Origin of the sequence: Niallia sp. Sow4_A1 (genome assembly GCF_052116745.1) — a bacterium.
Taxonomy (GTDB): Bacteria; Bacillota; Bacilli; order Bacillales; family Cytobacillaceae; genus Niallia; species Niallia hominis.
On sequence record NZ_JBQKKM010000009.1, the window covers coordinates 103,289 to 125,421 of the forward strand.

The window sequence follows — 22,133 nt, forward strand, 5'->3', positions numbered from 1 at the left end:
CTCGAAATGAATAAGAATTATTGAACCAATCCAGTAAATGCTAGTTCACGTAAAATGATTGTTTGTATATCTAATTTATCGCTGATTTGACAATAACGGATTCCATGTGTGGCACAAAGAATTTCTAGCTCCTGATTATGCTGTGTTAGTCTTTTTTTATAAAGCGTTTTAATCGAATTATTAAGACTTACATCTACCATTTTTCCATTTTCACTATCAACTAACTGTATATCGCCAGAAAGATGCGGATTTATTTCCGTCTCACTTAGTAATTGAATCAGCCATACTTGTTGATTTCGACGGTTTAACCGTTTAAAACTTTCCTCAAAAAACGACAATGCTTCCAAACCGTCAGTTATCAAAACAATCATTTGTGACGGCGCTGATAAAGAACTAATTAATGATTGTGTAAAGCTTTCATTTATTGTCTGCTCCTTCATATCGACAATTTCGTAAAAGGTTCTTTTATTATGAACCGATCCTTTGCGATGAAAGGAAAGCTTTGTTGAAACAGCAGCAAAACTCAATCGATCCTCATGAGACAGTGTAATATAGGCTAAGCTTGCTGCTAGCTCTCTTGCTAACTCCCATTTAGAAGGGACTTGTTTCATCGAAGAGGTAGCATCAAGGAGTATTCTAACAGAAATCTCTTTTTCATCTTGAAATCTTTTAATATATGGCTTATTCGTGCGACCATAGACATTCCAATCAATTTGGCGGATATCATCACCAGGATGATAGATTCTATAATCAGCAAAATCCAGGGAAGTGCCATGGATATGAGAATTTCTTCTGCCATTTTGCATTCCTGTACCCTTCATCAAAACTTGCAGGCTTTTTCGATTCATTCTTGCTAATAAGGAATGATAGTTCTTCATCGACCCTTTCCTGCTTCAATACGTAATGTTTTTTCCAAAATATCTTCGATGATCTGATCTGGAGTAACCCCCGCAATCTCCCCTTCAAAATTAAGCAGAATTCGATGTCTAAGAACAGGCAGTGCCACATATCGCAAATCGGCAATAGAAACATGCAATCTTCCAGAGGCTAACGCTCTAGCTTTTGCCATCGTTACTAAAGACTGTAGCCCCCTTGGTCCACTGCCTGCCTGAATATAATTGTTTCCTAATTCTGTCACATCCTCTGAGCCTGGATGAGTAGCAGAAACAATGTTTACTGCAATGTCTAAAATATCGTCAGCCACAAGAATTTGTTTAACAAGACTTTGCAAATGAATAATATTCTCTACAGTGGCAACTTGATTCAAAGTGGTTGAGTCTGTTCCTGTAGTCCGCTTAATAATTGCTTTTAATTCCTCTTTTGAAGGATAAGTTACATGTAATTTACATAAAAACCGATCCAATTGGGCCTCAGGCAATGGATATGTTCCTTCCATATCGAGAGGATTTTGAGTTGCTAATACAAAAAATGGTGCTTCTAATCTTTTCGTTTCTCCCATAATGGTGACCGTTTTTTCTCCCATTGCTTCTAATAAAGCACTTTGCGTTTTCGGTGTTGCTCGGTTGATTTCATCAGCAAGGACAATATGCTTGAATAAAGGTCCCTCATGAAAATCAAATTGCTGTTTGCCTTTCTCATCAGGCTGTAGCACCATCGTACCAGTAATATCTGCAGGCATTAAATCTGGCGTAAACTGAATACGTGCAAAGGTAAGGTTCATTACTTCCGAAATTGTTCGAATCATCATCGTTTTTCCAAGACCAGGAAGTCCTTCTAAAAGTACATGTCCGCCTGCTAGCATACTCCAAAGTACCTCATCAGTGATTTTTTCTTGGCCGACAATAAACTTGCCAATCTCTTCTTTCACCTTTTTAAGTAAAGACTCTGCTTGGATAAAATCTTGTTCTACTGGTTCTTTTTCCATCTTTTCCCCTACTTTTCATTTGGTTTTATATCAGTAAAATAATTCTTCACAATTTTTTCCAAGTCATGTGGTAATGTATATCTTGATGTACTTTCCCTATAAGAAGCTTCATATTCTGAAAATACTTGTTCATATGGACGAACACTCCCTTTCAGAACTGGACCTTCCCCTTCTATCACCTGACCTTGCTTTCCATTCCCTAATTCACCTGAATCCACTTCGATGTTATCTTTGCCATCTACTTTTTCTGGGACAGTTAATAACTCTCTGCTTCCGCCCCCAAATCCTGCTCCAGAGCCATTTCCACCTCCAGACCCACTACCATTCCCGGAACCTGAGCCATTTCCTGAGCCTGAGCCTGAGCCTGAGCCCGATCCTGAGCCCGACCCTGTTCCTGAACCATCCCCATTCCCTGAGCCGTCACTACCATCATTTCCATTAGTAGAGCCGTGATTGTCCTTCTGCCCTTGTTGGCCATTAGCATTTGCATTTTCTGGTGAATTCTCACCATCATTACTTGATCCATCAGCAACTGTGCTAGAATTAGGTACTGTTATTCCATTTGCAAGACTTTCATTTTTAAGAAGATTTTCTACTTGAGCTAGTTCAGTCTGTACAGATTCCAATTGCTCAAGAAGCTCCTCATTATTTAATAAATCTTCCATCTGGTCTAATAGCTGCTGTAACTGTTCTTCTGTTAACTGCTTATTTCCACCAGTCAATTGATTTAGGGCATCTTTTTGTTTATCTGTTAACTGATCATATTGCTCGTTTGCTTTTTGTAATTCCTTCTTGACTAATTCTTGATTCTTCTCTGAAATGGCTTTAGAAAGAGACATAAAGCCAGCTTCATTCAGCTTTGCTTCCGCTTTTTGTCGTTCATTGCTTTTCTCTTGAAGCTTTCTTTTTTTTAGCTGTAGCTCTTTCGCTTGTTTTTCCAATTCCGCAAAGGTTTTTTCGACCGTATCCTTCTTCTCTAATTCCTTTTGAACCTGTTTAAGTTCTTTTTTTACTTGTTGATTTGTTTCTTTTTTTATTGCTTTTTCTAATTCTTTTTCCGCTTTAGCCATTGTTTTTATCTCATTCTCTTTTTCCTTCGCTGCTTCCATATTAATGGATGGGAAAAGCTGCAACAGGACACAAATAACAAGACAAGCAACTCCTGATAAAACAAATTTCGGGGAGAAATAGCTTTTCTTCCGTTTTAATACAGCTAATTGCTTCTGTTCCATTTCCGATATCGCCTGTTTTACAACTAACTGTTCTACAGCGCCCTTACTCTGTAAATAGGCATAGGCAGTCGTTGCATAATCATCTGAAACGAACTGATTATATAGTTTTACAGCCTGTTTTTCAGTTGGCCACTTTCTCCATAATCGAAACAGAAAAAGAAGGACACCAATACAAGCTGTTAGAAAAAGAATGGATGATAAAAACGGAAGCACAAAAAAATAGGCAAAAACATAGAGAAGGAGATAAACTCCTCCTAAAACCGCAAGTAAAAAACAGAACTCTTTTGCAATCAATTCTCTTGCTAGGGACTGTCTTACCGGTTTCACTAATTCCTTATATTGTTTGTGGTTTTCCATACGATTATCTACTTCCCTTTTTTCATATTGGCCCGTAATTTACGGACACTAATTGTCAGCGAAAGCGCAATGACTACACAATAACTAATGACATGTGCCGCCCATATAGGAAATTTAATTCCTGTCCATTCCTTTATTTGATCAGAAACGGTTGGTTCAAATATATCTGCTAGCACAATACCGGGATTAAACATCGCGCTAAAATAGACGGAAGGTACTTTTTTGGGTACTGAACTAGAATAGATATCTGCCATTTGAAAGAGAATGAGCGATATCACGACCGTTCCACCGACAATAAATAAGGTAACACTGTAGGTTGTAACCATGCTGACAATCGTTTTGCGAATCAGCGTCGAAAATAAAACACCAAAGCTACCAATAACTAAGATTGTAAATAAGCTAAAGAAAAATACTTGCACTAGCTGTGTCGGGGAGATACCACCATATAGAAATACAAAGCTATATATTGGTAGACTCGCAAGGATTAATAAAACCAAATATGCAACAGAAGAAAGTAATTTTCCAATAATAATCGTAAAACTGCTTTGCGTTGTCGTTAACAAAATGCTTAAGGTTTGCCTTTCCCGCTCACTACTAATTACTCCACCAGTAAGACCTGGAGTAATAAATAAAACTAAACCTAATTGAAAGAAAGCCAAAAACATGAACATCATACGACTTTCCTGCGGTTTGAAAAAACCAACTGGGCTCGATGTTCTTAGTACAAACATAAAAGCAACCATCAGCAAGGAGAGAGCAAGGAGATAAAACAGGATTCCAAGAAATGTTTTCCCTGAACGAAAGCGTAACTTTAACTCTTTATTTAATACAGGATTCATAAAATAGGTTTTCAAGAGAATTCAACCTCCTTTGTAATTTCCATAAATACATCCTCTAAATTACTTTCCATTTCGGCGAAGCTAATGATCGGAATCTCCATATTAACTGCTGTTTTTAAAAGGCTCAACTGTTCCTCATCTCCGCCTTTAAACAGGAATTGAATCGTTTTAGCATTCTCCAAGACTTCCAATTTTGTAATTCGTGGGTTTTCTTCTAAAAATGCAATCGTTTTTGGCATATCCAGTGTTTTTACACTAATCATTTTTTCACTTTGCAATTGCTGCTGAATTGCTGATACCGTCCCTTGTGCGACTAGTTTCCCTTGATCCAAAATTCCAATAACATCACACATTTCTGCTAGCTCTGGCAAGATATGTGAAGAAATAAGAATAGTTTTCCCCATATTTTTTAATTCTTTTAAAATCTCACGCATTTCAATTCTGGCTCGAGGGTCCAAGCCAGAAGCAGGTTCATCTAGAATTAGAACCGCCGGATCATGAATTAAGCTTCTAGCAAGACAAAGTCTTTGTTTCATTCCTCTCGACAAAAGATCCACATAATCCTTTCGCTTATGAGAAAGATTTACTAGCTCTAATAGCTGTGGGATTAATTTTTCTCTTTTTGCTGCCGGAATCCCATAGCTAGCGCCATAGAAATCTAAATATTCTTCTGCTTTTAGCTGATCATAAACACCAAAGAAATCAGGCATATACCCTAATTGTTTTCTTACCTCTTTCGGCTGCTTCATGATATCCGCTCCATTAATAGTTGCCGTGCCAGAGGTAGGTGCTAATAAAGTAGCAAGAATGGAAAATGTCGTCGATTTACCTGCCCCATTTTGACCAACAAACCCAAACACACATCCTTCTTCAATCTGAAGTTCTAGCGGTTCAAGCGCTGTAAACTTTCCATACTTTTTGGAAAGACCTTTAATTTCTATCATTCTTTTATCTCTCCTTTAATCTTAACAGATGGCAGCTGAATATATGGATCTCCATTCGTTGCTTTTACTACCTTCATATTGATTATTTTATTTTCATCTAAATAGGCAGAAACTTTATCTTTATCTACTTTAAAAAGACTAGTTATTTTTTCATAAGAATCTGTTTCTTTATTATAAATATTGTATGTGACACCTGGATTACCATTTGGATGAACAGTTAATGAATCAAACGATAGCGATTTTATATCATACGATTTAGGAATTTGAAGTGTATATAAATACTCGCCATCTTCTAATGAAATATCATTATTTTGGTAGTTCTCACTATAAATGGCTCCTTCGATAACGGTTAATTTTTGTTCCATATTTCCTTCATTTATCGTAAATGTTCCTGGAAAATGATTGGTTAAAATAATCGGCTCCATGATTAAATTAGTGCTATTTTTCGTTTCCTTTTCGCTAGCAATCCCAACATCCACGATATCTTCATTCGTAATCGCAACTAACACCGGCTCTCCAGTAGATATGTTTTTAAAGTAATCCGTACTTAATACCATGCTTTCCACCACTAATTCTCTAAACTCCTTTAAATCATGGCCATTATAATCGTAAATATAATAACCATTGCCATTTCCACTTGGTCTAGAAAAGTATTTATTGCTATGTGTGACTTGAACATTCTTTGTTTCACCAGATTTAATAGGACCTAGTTCGATTTTTTCATTACCTGACCAGATAAAGACTTTTGAAAAATCAAATGGATACAGATTCGTTATCGTTCCTGAAATATCTTTTTCTGTTACAGCAAAATCATGGCTAAATCCACCTTCTATTGGCATAGAGGATTTTCCATACATGGTACGGCTAGACCAATATTCTACTTCTGGAAAAATGATTTCACTATTTTTCACTTTTTCATTTTTAATAGCTTTAACTTGCAGCTCTCCATATCCTAAATAAGGAAAAGGAGTATATGTATCTTGATCAAAGGTTAAAGCAAAATCACCGGATTTATTCGATAAAAGGGTTGTTGCTTGGTAGCCAGATAAATAATTATTGCTATATTGGTAGATACCCATTTCATTTATCTGCGGATTTTTTATTTTATCTTTTGCCCCAGTAATAAACATTCCTAATGATAAAAGAATCGAAAGACTCGGAATAATCCACCAAGCATGCTCTCTTTTATCGTATTTTCTTAGTACAAAATACAATATTGGCACAATAACTAATAAATAACCTGCCAGTATTATTAATAAACGACCAGTTGTAATCGTTGAGCTTTTAAAATACTCATTTGATTCGACAAATTGATAGTAAAGATTACTTAAAGGATTCCCACTATATTGATAATTTGCCGTTATCCGTGTATTCTCTGTTTGCAATAGATTCTCCATCCAACTATTAAAGCCCTGCCAATTCAGTAAGGTAGAATCACTAAGTGAAAAAGAGGTTTGAATAATTTTCCCTTCCCCAAGATTTTTTTTCGCAACCAGTGGATGCTCATTATGTATCGTTATGGCGTCAGAACCGTCTGTTAGCGAAGACCGATAAGCAGTTATCTTTTTCTGTTCTTTCGTTTTTGTGTCAATTCCAGACAATGGAATCTCTTCCTCATTTCCAAGAGCCAATGGCATTAGTGATTCTAAATTGCCATATGCTTGCTTTCCATTTGTCGTTGCACCGGTAATTAAGATTCCTCCTTTTTCTATCCATTTCTTAATCGCCAGTTGCTGTTCTTCTGTTAATTCTGTTAAGGAGAATTGATCGACCATTAAAAAGCTTAGCGTTTCAAGGCCTAATGCTTGATCTGGTATATCTTCTTTAAGTAGATCCGTCGTAATAATGGAACTGCTTGAAAGCTTTCGCAAATTTTTAAATTTGTCATACTGATCGGTAAGAATGCCTAAAGTCTGATCTGAAATTAAGTTTAGCCTTACTTCTTTAACACCAGTAAAACTTACTTCCTCGTCTTTTTGCCAGCTATCTCGATATAATTTCATTTTATTACTAGTATAGTTAGAATCCGAAGACATCCCTGGTATTGTTACAGTATACGTTTTCTTGCTGTTTGCTGGTATATCGACAGGTACTAATGTTTGTCCACCGATATCATAACTAGGAGAATAAGGAATAAGTAAGTCACCTTTGAAATCCTTCTCTTTATTCTCAATCGTGACCTTTAGCATAAATCCTTTGCCATCCATTACTTTGCCATCCAAACCAGCTTCTGTTGTAATTTTTATGCCGGATGTACTTGCTGCATTTGCTTCTTTCACAATAAAAGTGGTGGCCAAAAATAAAATAAAGCAGATGATTAAAACTTTTTTGACTTTTCGCAAACTGTGTTTCCCCCATTTTTTATTTTTTCATTCTATTTAATAGACGATTGGTAATAGTTTTCACCCTACACCAAATTAGAAAAATTTCATAATGTAATTTTACAATATACTATACTTTTTATACATATTTTTTGTAAAATTTTTCTTCTTTTGTTATTAGACGAAGGAAATGGTCGAAAGGTTTTATATGCCAGAAACTATTTTTTAGTATTTTCGAATCAAAAACTCCTGTTTGTGAAAGTTAACAGGAGTTTTAGTATATATCCGTTATTGATTTGGTTACTTTTCGGACGAATTGATAGCAAAAGCATCCTTATAATCAAACAAAAATCTAATTTATATGTCATCTAGCCATTTTATCAGCCACTCTTGCTCTTTTTTCAGCCAAACCAAAAACTAATGAATATGAAATAAAATTAGAATACTTGCTGGAATCGCAATTAAAAGCGCGCCGATTATTTTCATGCGCATGCCTGATAAACTATTTAGAAATAGATTTTCTTCTTCTAAAGTAAGCAGATTTCCCCAGTCTGCTTCCTCCATTTTTTTAGCTGGTAAGGAGTCTCCAAGTTGAACATAGGCATGATGTTCTACAAGATGTCCTTTTATCATTAAGGCAATTCCTCCAATAAGAACAAGTAAAACAACGCATTGAATAATCATACGTTTTCCCTCCGAAAAATAAAGTAATATGCTACTTTTTATTGTTCTACTTATTCTTATTTTTATTACGCCTTTGCAAATATTTAACAATCAAAAAAACAGCCAATAAATAAATGCCGCAAAGTTTCCTTTGCGACATCTATGTAAATTCACTTTTTACTCTTCACTTTCTTCTACTAATGTTGAAAACAAGCCATATACATATCTTTCTGGATCAAAGCTTTGGAGATCATCCATTTTTTCTCCTAAACCAACAAATTTTACTGGAATATGCAACTCGTTGCGAATTGCAAGCACGATACCACCTTTAGCTGTGCCATCCAATTTAGTTAAGACAATCCCACTTACATTTGTTGTTTCTTTAAACGTTTTCGCCTGTACTAATGCATTTTGTCCAGTTGTCGCATCTAGCACGAGTAGAACTTCATGGGGAGCACCTGGAACCTCTCTCTCAATAACTCGTTTTACTTTCTCTAGCTCTTTCATTAGATTCACTTTGTTTTGCAGTCTTCCAGCTGTATCACAAAGAAGAATATCTGCTTGACGAGATTTTGCAGCCTGTACTGCATCGAACATAACTGCTGCTGGATCAGAGCCTTCAGTATGCTTAATGACGTCCACTCCGACACGATCTCCCCACACCTCTAATTGTTCAATAGCTCCAGCGCGGAAAGTATCTCCTGCAGCAAGTAAAACCTTTTTGCCTTCTTCTTTAAACTTATGGGCAAGCTTACCGATTGTCGTTGTTTTTCCTACTCCATTGACACCTACAAAAAGAATCACCGTTAAGCCGTCTGCTTGCATATTAATTGTAGAAGATTCGTCTTCTCCGTTCTGATAAATAGCAACGAGCTTTTCTGAAATAACATCCTGGACTTCTTTTGGATCTTGGATGTTTTTTCGCTTGACTTCATTTTTTAATTCATCAATTAGCTCCATAACTGTTTCAAAGCCAACATCTGCGCCAATTAATATTTCTTCCAGCTCTTCAAAGAAATCTTCGTCTACTTTACGATAACGAGAAACGAGATCATTGACTTTTTCGGAAAAATTATTTCTTGTTTTCGATAATCCCTCTTTAAACTTCTCGGTTACTGTACTCGTCTGCTGAGACATTTTTTCTTTTAACTTTTTAAAAAAACTCAATTATTATCCCTTCTTTCATTTAGGTTTTTTTTTATAAAGTTTATTGATATGCCCCGTGGTTATGTAAGTTTTCTTTCTATTAACGATTTAGGATTAAATTTCACAAGGCCAATTACTAAGCTATTCTGTAGGAGGAATTGGCCTTGGAAACTAAAAATTATTAACTAGAAGTATTAGTGTCTGCAAAAGGATTATGCATTAGCTACTAACTCATTCGTTTCACTTAAGCGTACGGAAACTAGCTTTGATACGCCAGATTCTTGCATCGTTACCCCATAAAGAACATCGGCTTCTTCCATTGTTCCTTTGCGATGGGTAATGACAATAAATTGGGTTTCATGGCTATATCGTTTTAAATAGGAACTAAATCGAAATACATTCGCTTCATCCAATGCTGCTTCGACCTCATCCAAGATACAAAAAGGAACAGGTCTCACTTTCAGAATCGAGAATAATAAAGCAATAGCAGTTAGCGCTCTTTCTCCACCAGATAACAGACTTAAGTTCTGTAGCTTTTTCCCTGGTGGCTGGGCAACTATCTCTACTCCTGTGTTTAAGAGATCTTCTGGATTTGTTAAAACTAAATCTGCACTTCCTCCACCAAATAAGCTTTGAAAGACAGTTTCAAAATGCTCTTTTATGCCTTCAAATGTTTGTTCAAAGCGATTTTTCATTTCTTCATCCATTTCATCAATTACTTGATAAAGAGTATCTTTCGCTTCTTCTAAATCTGTTTTCTGCTCCAGAAGAAACTCATATCTTTCCGAAATTCGTTCATATTCCTCGATAGCACCAAGATTGACAGTGCCGAGCTCTTCCATCGCTAATTTAATAAGCTTCACCTTTTTACGCGCTTCCTCTACTTCTAACGTTAAAGGATAATCTAACTTTGCTCCTTCATACGTTAATAAGTATTCCTCACGTAAATTAGTTAATCGTGTATCTAGTTCTACATCTACACGGTTCAATTTTACTTCTTCATCTTTTAAAGCCTGGACGATACCTCTGTGAAGTCTGCGCTGCTCCTTCGTTTCAAGCTCCAGCTCTTCTAATCGCATTTGCTTTTGCAATCTTTCCTCTCTACGCAAAGAGATTAGCTGGATAGTTTCTTGCTTTTCATGCAACTTTTGCTCTGCTGCTTCTTCTAGCGTCGCTTCTCCAGAATGCGAATTGCTCATTTCAGAAGAAAGCAAGCGAAGATCTTCACTGACAAGCTTCCATTTTTCTTCCGTTGCTTGATGTTCTTGCAAAATGGTCGCAAGCTTCTCTTTCTCATGTCTAAGCTTTTCTTTTTTTGCCGCAGACTGGATCCTTAGGTCGCTAATTGCATTTACTACCGATTCTTTGGAAACAGATTGTTTATTCTTTTGCTCTGTTAATAAGGCAATCTCTTTATCCAATTCAGTAAGTTTTTTATTCTGTTCTTCAAGCTCTTTTTGTAAATCCGTTCTTCTTTTTAGAAGAAGCTCTTGCTCTTGATTAGAATCTGCCTTATTCCGATCATATAGCGACAATTTATCATTCATGGCTCTTTCTTCAAATTCAACTTCTTTTAAATCATCTTTCCATGTTTGAATTTGGAAACGAAGATCCTCGACTTTTAATCGAGCTTCTTCCATGGTTGATTCTTCTGTTTGCAATGCCGCTTTTCCCTTTTTCAGCTGTTCCTCAAGCTTAAGAGATGTTTTGTCCATTTCAAAAATCTTTTTCTTCAGCTCTTCCAATTCACCTTTTCTGGTGATGATAGATGCTTGCTTTTGCTTGATTGCTCCCCCTGTCATGGAACCACCAGGATTAACAATTTCTCCGTCTAATGTAACAAAGCGGGAACGATACTGAAGGATTTTCGCCATTTCATTGGCACCCTTTAAGTCCTTGGTTATAACGACATTTCCAAGTAAACTGCGCATAATTTCGCGATATTGACTATCATAGTTAATCAAATCTGCCGCAATGCCAATAAACGCAGGATGACCTTGAATTAGCCTTAGTTGCGAATCGGAAAGGGATTTTCCTTTAATAACATTCATTGGTAAAAAAGTAGCTCGTCCATAACCGTTTTTCTTCAAATACGCAATTGCCTCGCGACCATTTTGTTCTGTTTCCACAACAATATGCTGCATCGAACCACCTAAAGCAATTTCCAAGCTCACACTATATTCCTTTGGCACTTGCATTAATTCTGCAACTGCTCCTCTAATGCCGTGCAAAGACTTGCCTCTTGCTTTAAGAACTTCCTTAACTCCTTGGAAAAATCCAGAATAATCGTCTTCCAATTCCTCCAACATTTCTTTTCTCGATTTTGCCTGCTGGGCAAACTGGTAGGATTGATAAAGAGACTTTTCCACTTGTTGAACTTTTGCCTCTATTCCCGCAAAATGACTTTGTTTTTCTTTCCAAGCTGTCGACCATCTCTCTAGTTCGTCAGAAAGCTCCTTAAGCTTTGCTGAAATACTTGTCTTTTTTTCCTGAATACGGACACGCTCATTTGTATAATTAACATTTTCCTCATCAAGCTGAGATGTTCTCTTTTCCTGATTCTCTAATTGCTGGTTAACCGAATTTAGTTCATTTTTAGATGCTGCTTGATTGCTTACTATGTCTATATAGTCACTTTTTAACATTTCAATTTTCTCTTCTAAATTCTCGTTAAAAAGGGCCAGATTTTTCTCGTTAACCTTTAATGTGTCTTCAATTTCCTTTGATTCTGCTTGTAATTCATAAACAAGCTTTTGTTGAGTTTCTTTTTGCGAAACGAGTGCTGCTACTCTTTCCTGTAACTCCACTTTACTTTTTTCAAGCTGATCGCGATTTTGTGTAGCATTCTTTTTTCTTTCTTTTAATACTTCTTTTCTACCTTCAAGCTTCTCTAGTTCCTCACTGACTAAAAGAAGTACTTGCTGTAGATCATCAATCGATTCATCAAGAGCTGCTACCTCGTTTTTCCCTTCCTCCATTTTTGCTTCTTTACTTTGGAGCAAAGAGGATAACTTTAACTCTTCTTGTTTATAGGCCTCTAGCTGCTTGGAGATTGCTTCAAATCGCTCATGTGCCTCTTCAATATCATGAACCATTAAGGCTACCTCAATTGATTCAAGATTTTCTCGATGATGCAAATATTCTTTTGCCATGGAGCTTTGAATTTTTAATGGCTCCACCTGACTCTCTAATTCGTGTAATATATCATTTACACGATTAAGGTTATCTTGTGTTTCAACAAGCTTCCCTTCTGCTTTTTTCTTACGTGTTTTGTATTTTAATACACCTGCTGCCTCTTCAAATATAGACCTGCGATCCTCTGCCTTACTATTTAAAATTTCCTCGACTTTCCCTTGACTAATGATAGAAAAAGCCTCTCTTCCCAGTCCAGAATCCATAAATAAATCAACAATATCTTTTAAGCGACATGATTGTTTATTAATTAAAAAGTCACTTTCTCCTGAACGATAAACACGTCTTGTTACACTTACTTCATGATAATCCAATGGAAGAAAATGATCCTCATTCTCTAACGTTAATGTTACTTCCGCAAAGTTAACTGCTTTTCGTGAGTCACTCCCTGAAAAAATAACATCCTCCATCTTACTTCCACGCAAGGATTTAGCTGACTGCTCGCCAAGAACCCAGCGAATTGCATCGGTAATATTACTTTTCCCACTTCCGTTGGGGCCAACCACTGCCGTTACACCAGGCACAAAATCGACTGAAATTCGATCTGCAAATGACTTAAATCCGATAATATCCAACCGTTTTAAGAACATACCCTCACCCCGATTCCTTCTTGTTTCTCTAGTTGCATTAATCGTCTATGCGTAATATCAAACACTTTATTTTTCACTTTCCGCCTTTAACATCAATAATGATTTTTGCGCTGCCTGCTGCTCCGCTTCTTTCTTCGAGCGTCCCATACCAGTACCAAGCTCACGATTATTTAAAAACACTTGGGAAATAAACTCCCTATTATGAGCTGGTCCCTTTTCAAGAAGTATTTTATACTCGATTGTACCAACAGCATCTCTTTGAACATATTCTTGCAGTTGACTTTTAAAATCCATCACATGAGAAAAAGCACCGTTATTAATTTTCGGAAAAATTACTTCCTCTAAAAATACTACCACTGAATCTAATCCTTGATCTAAATAAAGAGCACCAACAAACGCTTCAAATACATCAGCAAGTAACGCTGGTCTCGTTCTTCCCCCAGTCATTTCCTCGCCTTTACCTAATAGCACATAGTTGCCAAAGGAAAGTTCATTAGCAAATGAAACTAGCGATGGTTCACAAACAATTGCTGCACGCAATTTGGTTAGTTCCCCTTCACTCATCATTGGGAATTTCTTAAAGAGAAATTTAGAAACCGTCAATTCTAACACGGCATCACCAAGAAATTCTAATCTTTCATTGTCTTCATGTGGTTTTCTTCGATGCTCATTCACATATGATGAATGGGTAAAAGCCTGCTTCAATAGTTTTTCGTCTGTAAAATGAATCCCTATTTTATCTTGTAGTTCCTTCATTTTTTTTTCATTTGGTCGAACGGTTCTTTTGTCTTTTCGATTGCCTCGCATTTTGCCTCCACCTTAGCACTAAGTTTACAATTCATTTCAAGTTTAAGTAAAAAAGATAAAAAACGCAAAGAAACTTGGAAAGTTTTTTCTCTCCAAGCCTTTTCTATGACAGAAATCGGGCTACCACTAGGGAAATAACCCCGCTTCACATAAGAAAAACTATTTTATCCATTTTATCCGCTTATTAAAATACGTTTGAACAGCTAAAAACTAGTCTGTTCCATTTAACTTGAACATACCTTTATATTATAGGCATTTAGTTATTAGTATACATCAAACAAACGGAGATTGTCATCTATTCTTAGGGGTAAAAAACCCTACAGTAGTTGTTTTTTGCTGATAATCTACTATACAAAATTAAAAGCCCCGTGGTTAGCGGAGCTTTTAAACATTGACTAGCGATTACTTATGTAATTCACAGCATCACCAACTGTAGAAATCTTTTCAGCATCGTCGTCAGAAATTTCCATATCGAACTCATCTTCTAATTCCATAACAAGTTCAACTACATCAAGAGAATCAGCGCCTAAATCATCTTTGAAAGAAGCTTCTAGAGTTACCTCAGATTCTTCTACGCCAAGACGATCTACAACGATTTTTGTTACACGCTCTAATACATCTGCCATTTATTTCACCTCCCCTCAAATGCATTATAGAGTATTTTAACGAAATAATAAATGAGAACTTTTTTAACTTTCGCTGTTCCTTTTATCTGCTAGCGTTCTCCTATTATTTACGACTAGTTTTTCCCATAGTAAAGGAAAAATTACATATACATGCCACCATCAATATGCAATGTTTGGCCAGTGATATAGCTGCTGTCTTCAGAGGCTAAAAACACAACTGCATTCGCAATATCTTCAGGTCGACCAAATTGACCGAGTGGAATTTGGGTAAGCATGCTATTTTTCACTTCTTCTGTTAGCTTATCCGTCATATCTGTCGTTATAAATCCAGGTGCAACTGCATTAACGGTTATATTTCGTTGTGCAAGCTCTTTGGCAGTCGTTTTTGTAAATCCAATAACACCTGCTTTAGCTGCAACATAATTGGCTTGTCCAGGATTCCCTGTTACCCCAACAATGGAAGTAATGTTAATAATTCTTCCTTTTCTTTGCTTCATCATTGGTCTTGTTACGGCTTTTGTACAAAGGAAAACACCTTTAAGATTTGTATTAATAACATCATCCCATTCAGAATCTTTCATACGCATTAATAAATTATCCCTTGTAATCCCCGCATTATTGACTAAAATATCAATGCTGCCAAACGCTTCTAAAGCCTCTTTCATCATCGCATTCACAGAATCACCATCGGATACATCACATTGAATACTAATTGCTTTTCTGCCTAGAGCTTCAATTTCCTTAACGACTTCATTGGCACGATCGACACTTCCTGCATAGTTAACAACAATGTCTGCACCTTGCTTCGCTAACTCAATCGCAATGGATCTCCCAATTCCTCGAGATGCTCCAGTGACAACAGCAACTTTACCAGCTAATTTCACTTACATATCCCCCTTTAGTTCTTCTGCAACCTTCTTACTTGTTTCGATATCATTAACAGCATATACTTTCGCTTTGCGATCAATCTTTTTAATTAAACCTGAAAGGACTTTACCAGGACCGATTTCAATAAAAGTATCTACTCCTAAATCAAGCATTTTACGAACAGAATCCTCCCATAATACAGAAGAATACAATTGTTCTACAAGCTTTGTTTTTATTTCTTCCTGATCATGAATTGGCTCTGCCGTTACATTGGCGATAACAGGAATTTCCGCATCTTTTAATGTTAATTCATCCAATACCGCAGCAAATTTTTCCGCCGCTGGCTTCATTAAGGCTGAATGGAAAGGACCACTTACTTCTAGTGGAATTGCACGCTTTGCTCCTGCTTCCTTTGCTTTTTCTCCGGCTAATTCAACCCCTTTTGTGGAACCTGAGATTACAATTTGACCAGGACAGTTAAGGTTTGCTAGCTGTACAGAATCACCAGCATCAGAAACTTTTCTTGTCACAGCTGTCAATTGCTCTCTGTCTAAGCCCAGCACTGCTGCCATCGCACCTTCACCTGCTGGAACTGCTTCTTGCATATATTCCCCGCGCTTACGAACTGCATATACCGCATCTTCAAAAGACAGCACCCCTGCTGCCACTAACGCAGAATATTCACCTAAGCTATGTCCTGCTACATAATCAGCTTCTATATGAAACTGTTTGAAATGCTCATATATTGCCATACTCGTTGTAAGCAATGCTGGCTGTGTATTATGCGTTAGCGTAAGCTCTTCCTTTGGTCCTTCAAAAATTAATTGCGATAAATCAACGTTTAATTTTTGATTAGCTACTTTAAATAAATTTGCTGCCGGTTCAAATTGTTCAAATAAATCTTTTCCCATTCCCACTCCTTGGGAGCCTTGTCCTGGAAAAACAAAAGCAATTTTAGCCATTTATTTCTACTCTCCTTCTTCTTCCTATTCGAGACCTGTGTTTACGTTGCTTCTATATAATTTACGCTTCATGCTCCATTGCATCCTTGATCTGATTTACTACACCAGATTGCACAAACTCTCTTGTTTGTCTGATTGCACTGAAGATTGCTTGGCTGTCAGATGAACCATGTGCTTTGATTACTGGAGCATTTAAGCCAAATAAAGCAGCTCCCCCATACTCCGAATAATCCAATTTATTTTTTATTTGTTTTAAATTCGGCTTTAATACAGCTGCAGCCATTTTTGAAGTAAAACTGCTCATTAACTCTGTCTTAATCATTTTAAACATCGACATCGCTGTACCTTCTACTGTTTTTAAAATCATATTTCCTGTAAATCCGTCTGTAACAGCAACATCACATACTCCATCAAGCAAATCACGTGCTTCCATATTTCCGATGAAATGGATATTAGTATTTTGGAGAAGGTCAAAGGTTTTCTTTGTTAATTCATTGCCCTTTTTTTCTTCTGTACCAATATTCAATAAGCCAACTCTTGGTTTTGAAATTCCTCTAACCTTTTCTGAATAGATGCTTCCCATCATTGCATACTGAACTAAGTTTTCTGGTTTGGCGTCTACATTTGCACCAACATCTAATAAAAGAAATCCTTCTCCACCAATAGTCGGTAAAGTTGGAGCAAGTGCTGGTCGATCTATGCCTTCCATTCTACCGACTACAAATAATCCAGTTGCCATTAGCGCACCTGTATTACCTGCAGAGATAAATGCGTCTGCTCTATTTTCCTTTACTTCTGTTGCACCAAGAACCATACTCGCTGTTTTTTTTCTGCGTACTGCTCTTACTGGTTCGTCTGTTGCTAAAATTTGCTCTTCTGTATGTAAAATATGGATTCTTTCTTTATTGGTAAGAAAAGATTGAATCTGCTTTTCATCTCCAACAAGAAGTATTTCTAAATCTGAAAAAGCTTCAATTGCTTTTTGAGCACCAATTACTATTTCTTTTGGGGCATTGTCTCCGCCCATTGCATCGATTGCAATTTTCATCATAACGATTGCTCCTTTATTTTTTGGCACGGTACATATCAAATTCACCTTTAAAAACTAGCTCCGTGTTCACGTAACTATTAACTTCTACCGTTGTTCTTCCCGTTATACTATCTATATGACTTACTTTTGCTTTTGCAATAATTCGTTCACCTAAATTTACTGATCTTGTAAAATGAATATTGGCTTTAGCTGTAAGTGCAAGTTCATCGTTTATTACAGCAACAGCAAGAGAATTAGCTTGTGCAAAGAGATGATGTCCCCTTGCTATTCCATTCCTTGTAAAGACATGTTCTTGTTGTACCTCAAAGATAGATATAGCTGAATGATCTAATTCCATATCGATTATTTCGCCAATTACTTCTTCAATCGGCAATGCTTTCACTTCATCTTCAAGTGATTTTTTTGCCACATTTTTAATTCGCTCTCTAAGCTCTGGAATGGATAATTCTAACCGATCTAATCTTATTGTCTGTACACTAACAGAGAATTTTTCCGCTAATTCCTCGTCTGTAATAAAAGGTGTTTCTTTAATTGTCTCCACTAACAGCTGTTGCCGTTCTCGCTTGTTTCTCTTCATTTATTAACACCACCGCACTATTAAGACTAGGTACTAATAGTAGTATATAATTTATGAAGTTGGAATGCAAGCCGAAGTTTTGGTGCCAAATTGCTAGTGGAGATTTTGGAAATGCCACTCTCTCATAATCCCAAAGTATGCCCGTTGATTTCCACTTAAACCTACTGAGAGTTTGAATTAGAATTTGTAAGACTATCCCATCAAATTGCTAGTTATTTACTGGGAAATATTGTTCTGCTAATCTAATTTTCCGCCGTTTAAGACACCTGTTTCTTTCAAAGTATCTCTTAGTGCTTTATAGTCGTCATTTTGCCAAAATGCAACAGATTCAATTAAGATGGTTGCGTCATTTCTAGCTGTTTCTAGGATGCGATAATCGTGCACCATATCTCCCATTTTAAATTCTGGCAGTCCGCTTTGTTTTTTCCCAAAGAAATCGCCTGGTCCTCTTAATTCTAAGTCCTTCTCACTTAACACGAAACCGTCGCCTGTTTCGGTCATGATTTTCATTCGTTCTTTTCCAACATCTGTTTTCGGATCTGCAATTAGGACACAATAGGACTGTGCATCTCCTCGTCCAACTCTCCCTCTAAGCTGATGCAATTGCGATAATCCGAACCGTTCTGCATCATACACGAGCATAAACGTCGCATTTGGAACGTTAACACCAACCTCAACAACCGTTGTACTTACAAGAACTTGAATATCATTTTGACTAAACTGTTTCATCATTTGATCCTTTTCATCTGCATGGAGCTTTCCGTGCATCAATCCAACCTTATATCTTCCGTGGAAAAATGTGGATAGCATTGCATGAACATCTATGGCATTCTGGACATCTAGTTTCTCCGATTCCTCGATTAATGGACAAATTACATAGGCTTGTCTTCCTTGCTGAAGCTCTTTCTCCATAAACTGCAAAATTCTTGTTAACATATCATGCTTTACCCAATATGTTTCAATATTTTTGCGCCCTGCAGGCATTTCATCAATAATACTGACATCCATTTCTCCAAATACAGTAATGGCAAGAGTTCTTGGAATGGGGGTTGCTGTCATAAACAGAACGTCTGGATTTTCGCCCTTTTCTCGGAGTATTCTTCTTTGCTCCACGCCAAAACGGTGCTGCTCATCTGTGATAACTAACCCTAATGATTGAAATTCAACATCATCTTGAATTAGTGCATGTGTACCTATTAAAATATCGATCTTTCCCTCTTTTAATTGGGAAAGCAACTCTTTTCTCTTTTTTCCTTTAACAGAGCTTGTTAACAATCCGCATGTTACCCCGAAAGCAGAAAAGATTTGATGAAGAGAATCTGCATGCTGCTCTGCAAGAATTTCCGTCGGCGCCATTAATGCACCCTGATGACCAGAAAGAATAGATGCATATAAAACGATGGCAGCAACAATTGTTTTTCCCGATCCTACATCTCCTTGCAAGAGGCGGTTCATTCGCACCTCTGCTTTCATATCTGTTAAAATTTCGTTTACGACTCTTTTTTGAGCATTTGTTAACGGGAAAGGAAGAGCTTCTATAAACGTTGTTAGTTTCTCAAGAGAATAACGCTGACTTTTTCCGCCTGAATGCTCTCTTTCGTATTTTCTTAATGCACTCATTTTTAATTGGAATAAGAGAAATTCCTCGTATACAAACCTTCTTCTTGCTTGGGTTAGGTCTTCCCTTTTTTCAGGAAAATGGATAATTTGCAATGCTTCCTTCCTTGGAAGAAGCCGATATTTTGTTAGCATCGAAGCGGGAAAGTTTTCTTCGATTAGATGGGCATATTGACTTAAGGCAGACGAAATATATTTCCGTAAATTTTTGACGGTCATATTCCCCTTAACCGCATAAACTGGTTCAAATAAATGCCCTTTTTGGTTACTGCCAATTTGCAAATGATTTGCCGTTATTGTTTGGCGATGCTGATCCCATTTTCCTGTTACGGTAATCAATTCTTGGACAGCTAATTTGCTTTTCAAATAGGGTTGATTAAAGAATACGACCGTAATTAAATAATGTTCTACCAATAGTTTTATCGTTAATCTCGATTTCTTTCTTCCATAAAAAATAAGGGACGGTTCACTATGAACCTTCCCTTCCACCGTCACTTTTTCTTCATGCTTGATTTCTTCGAGGTTTTTCAGACGATAATCCTCATAGCGATAAGGAAAATATTCTAGCAAATCATTAATTGTATGAATATTCATTTCTTCTAATTGTTTTTTTGTTCCAGGTCCGACGCCCTTTATCTGTTCAACGGATTGCTGTAAAGACTCATTCACTTGTTAGCGGCAGCTGTGCTACCAAAGATTTCAGCTTCCAGTCTGCGACCAGTTGGTGTTGCTGCCAACCCTCCCCGTGCTGTTTCTTTCAGTGCTGTCGGCATTGCCTGACCAATTCGGTACATACTATCAATTACTTCATCACAAGGAATGCGGCTTTTAATACCTGCAAGCGCCATATCCGCTGCAATCATTGCATTCGCGGCACCCATTGCATTTCGCTTTACACAAGGAACTTCCACTAAACCAGCCACTGGATCACAAACTAAACCAAGCATATTCTTTAACGTAATAGCCATCGCATGTGCTGATTGTTCTGGGGTTCCCCCCGCCATTTCTACAATTGCGGCAGCAGCCATTCCAGCAGCAGAACCAACTTCTGCCTGACATCCGCCTGCTGCACCAGAAATGGATGCGTTATTTGCTACTACAAATCCAAAAGCTCCAGAAGTAAAAAGAAATGAAATCATCTGCTCTCTTGTTGGATTCAGCTTATTTTGCACGGCAAATAATGTCCCAGGCACAACACCTGCAGAACCAGCTGTTGGAGTTGCACAAATCATTCCCATGGCAGCATTTACTTCATTTGTTGCAACAGCTTTACTTACTGCGTCTAAAATAATTTCTCCAGACAGAAATTGGCCTTTTTTAATATAGTTTTGGAGCAACACAGCATCTCCACCAGTTAATCCTGAATGAGAAACCACTCCATTTAATCCTCTTTCGACCGCTTGCTCCATAACCTGAAGATTTGTTTCCATCTGGGATACAATTTCTTCTCTTGTTTTTCCAGTTACTTTCATTTCTTGTTCTATCATCATTTCGGAAATCGGTAAATTTCTAGTTGTTGCTATCTCTACCAATTCTGCTACGTTACGAAACATATTTACCCCTCCCTCTTTATTCCACAATCGTTGTGACTTTTTCAATCGAATCCAATTGTTCAAGTTCTCTTAATATCGATTCTTCTATATTTTGGTCGACTTCAATTGTCATCAAAGCCAATTTCCCTTTTTCTTTACGGCTAACCTCCATATGACCAATATTTATTTCATATTTAGCCAATACATTTGCAACCTTTGCAATTGCTCCGAAGCGATCATTATGGACAACCAATATCGCAGGATGATGCCCAGAAAGCTTTAACTGAAAACCATTAAGCTCCGTAATTTCAATTTTTCCACCGCCAATCGAAATGCCAACTAGCTCCATTTCTCCATGTTCGTCTCCTAGGTGAATTTTAGCTGTATTCGGATGCTCTGGGATGGCTTCTTCTATATGAAATGCTACCTGTATTCCATGCTGTTCTGCAATTTCTAATGATTCTTTAATGCGTTCATCAAATGTATCAAAATCAAGAATTCCGCCAATGATAGCTACATCTGTACCATGCCCTTTATACGTTTCAGCAAATGAACCGTATAAATGAATATTTACCCATTTCGGTTCTCTTTCAAAAAGATTTCGCGCCACTCTTCCAATCCTTGCTGCGCCAGCTGTATGAGAACTGGACGGACCAATCATGACCGGACCAATGATATCAAAAACACTTTTATATTTCATGGATTTTATCTCCCCTTAAATGCCCTAAAATCATTTTCAGTAATATGCTGTTTCAATTCATTACACTATATAATATCATACTATATTAATATATGGTTCTAATTCTTATCGTTCGTTTGAGTCAAGTATTTGTGGGAGAAATTTTTTATCGTCGGAATTTCTCTCTTTTTCAGTGTGTTTGCTATCTCTATTGTTAACGCTTTCTATACTTACTCTATTTATAGT

At 37.0% G+C, this 22,133-nt stretch carries 18 protein-coding genes; all 18 read right to left on the reverse strand.

From position 1 onward, the window contains the following. Positions 1–17: 17 nt before the first annotated feature. A complete protein-coding gene (locus ACTQ5K_RS07365; protein WP_441993810.1) occupies positions 18–878 on the reverse strand; it encodes a DUF58 domain-containing protein in 861 nt (286 codons plus the stop codon). Then, positions 875–1,885, reverse strand: a complete 1,011-nt coding sequence (locus ACTQ5K_RS07370; RefSeq protein WP_251627319.1) for an AAA family ATPase — start codon at positions 1,883–1,885, stop codon at positions 875–877. The genes ACTQ5K_RS07365 and ACTQ5K_RS07370 overlap by 4 nt, the downstream gene beginning before the upstream one ends. A gap of 8 nt (positions 1,886–1,893) precedes the next feature. After that, positions 1,894–3,474, reverse strand: coding sequence for a hypothetical protein (locus tag ACTQ5K_RS07375; protein ID WP_251627320.1), 1,581 nt, complete (start codon positions 3,472–3,474; stop codon positions 1,894–1,896). An 8-nt stretch (positions 3,475–3,482) separates the two neighbouring features. Then, positions 3,483–4,328, reverse strand: a complete 846-nt coding sequence (locus tag ACTQ5K_RS07380; RefSeq protein WP_251627321.1) for an ABC transporter permease — start codon at positions 4,326–4,328, stop codon at positions 3,483–3,485. Then, positions 4,325–5,257 carry an ABC transporter ATP-binding protein gene (locus ACTQ5K_RS07385; protein ID WP_251627322.1) on the reverse strand — a complete coding sequence of 311 codons (933 nt, stop codon included), beginning with the start codon at positions 5,255–5,257 and terminating at the stop codon, positions 4,325–4,327. The genes ACTQ5K_RS07380 and ACTQ5K_RS07385 overlap by 4 nt, the downstream gene beginning before the upstream one ends. Beyond that, a complete protein-coding gene (locus tag ACTQ5K_RS07390) occupies positions 5,254–7,599 on the reverse strand; it encodes a hypothetical protein (RefSeq protein ID WP_251627323.1) in 2,346 nt (781 codons plus the stop codon). The genes ACTQ5K_RS07385 and ACTQ5K_RS07390 overlap by 4 nt, the downstream gene beginning before the upstream one ends. Before the next feature lie 396 nt (positions 7,600–7,995). Then, on the reverse strand, positions 7,996–8,262 hold the full coding sequence (locus ACTQ5K_RS07395) for a hypothetical protein (RefSeq protein ID WP_031534420.1): 267 nt from the start codon (positions 8,260–8,262) through the stop codon (positions 7,996–7,998). Positions 8,263–8,418: 156 nt separating this feature from the next. Next, positions 8,419–9,408, reverse strand: a complete 990-nt coding sequence (gene ftsY / locus ACTQ5K_RS07400; RefSeq protein ID WP_235247697.1) for a signal recognition particle-docking protein FtsY — start codon at positions 9,406–9,408, stop codon at positions 8,419–8,421. Between the two features lie 191 nt (positions 9,409–9,599). Further along, positions 9,600–13,169, reverse strand: coding sequence for a chromosome segregation protein SMC (smc, locus tag ACTQ5K_RS07405; RefSeq protein ID WP_031534416.1), 3,570 nt, complete (start codon positions 13,167–13,169; stop codon positions 9,600–9,602). A 66-nt stretch (positions 13,170–13,235) separates the two neighbouring features. Beyond that, complete coding sequence (gene rnc, locus ACTQ5K_RS07410) at positions 13,236–13,976, reverse strand: ribonuclease III (protein ID WP_031534414.1); 741 nt, start codon at positions 13,974–13,976, stop codon at positions 13,236–13,238. Between the two features lie 395 nt (positions 13,977–14,371). Further along, on the reverse strand, positions 14,372–14,602 hold the full coding sequence (locus tag ACTQ5K_RS07415) for an acyl carrier protein (protein WP_016201082.1): 231 nt from the start codon (positions 14,600–14,602) through the stop codon (positions 14,372–14,374). Positions 14,603–14,742: 140 nt separating this feature from the next. After that, positions 14,743–15,486, reverse strand: a complete 744-nt coding sequence (fabG, locus tag ACTQ5K_RS07420) for a 3-oxoacyl-[acyl-carrier-protein] reductase (protein WP_031534413.1) — start codon at positions 15,484–15,486, stop codon at positions 14,743–14,745. Beyond that, complete coding sequence (gene fabD, locus ACTQ5K_RS07425) at positions 15,487–16,431, reverse strand: ACP S-malonyltransferase (protein WP_235247698.1); 945 nt, start codon at positions 16,429–16,431, stop codon at positions 15,487–15,489. Positions 16,432–16,492: 61 nt separating this feature from the next. Then, entirely contained in the window at positions 16,493–17,479 is a 987-nt protein-coding gene (gene plsX / locus ACTQ5K_RS07430; RefSeq protein ID WP_251627397.1) for a phosphate acyltransferase PlsX, read from the reverse strand. A gap of 16 nt (positions 17,480–17,495) precedes the next feature. Continuing rightward, positions 17,496–18,059 carry a transcription factor FapR gene (gene fapR / locus ACTQ5K_RS07435; RefSeq protein WP_031534407.1) on the reverse strand — a complete coding sequence of 188 codons (564 nt, stop codon included), beginning with the start codon at positions 18,057–18,059 and terminating at the stop codon, positions 17,496–17,498. 237 nt (positions 18,060–18,296) lie between these two features. Then, positions 18,297–20,345, reverse strand: coding sequence for an ATP-dependent DNA helicase RecG (gene recG, locus ACTQ5K_RS07440; RefSeq protein ID WP_031534404.1), 2,049 nt, complete (start codon positions 20,343–20,345; stop codon positions 18,297–18,299). Continuing rightward, a complete protein-coding gene (gene sdaAA, locus ACTQ5K_RS07445; RefSeq protein ID WP_031534402.1) occupies positions 20,342–21,229 on the reverse strand; it encodes an L-serine ammonia-lyase, iron-sulfur-dependent, subunit alpha in 888 nt (295 codons plus the stop codon). Before sdaAA ends, recG begins: the two co-directional genes overlap by 4 nt. A 16-nt stretch (positions 21,230–21,245) precedes the next feature. Further along, positions 21,246–21,908 (reverse strand): L-serine ammonia-lyase, iron-sulfur-dependent subunit beta, encoded by a 663-nt coding sequence (gene sdaAB / locus ACTQ5K_RS07450; protein ID WP_031534400.1) that lies wholly within the window; start codon positions 21,906–21,908, stop codon positions 21,246–21,248. Positions 21,909–22,133 lie beyond the last annotated feature (225 nt).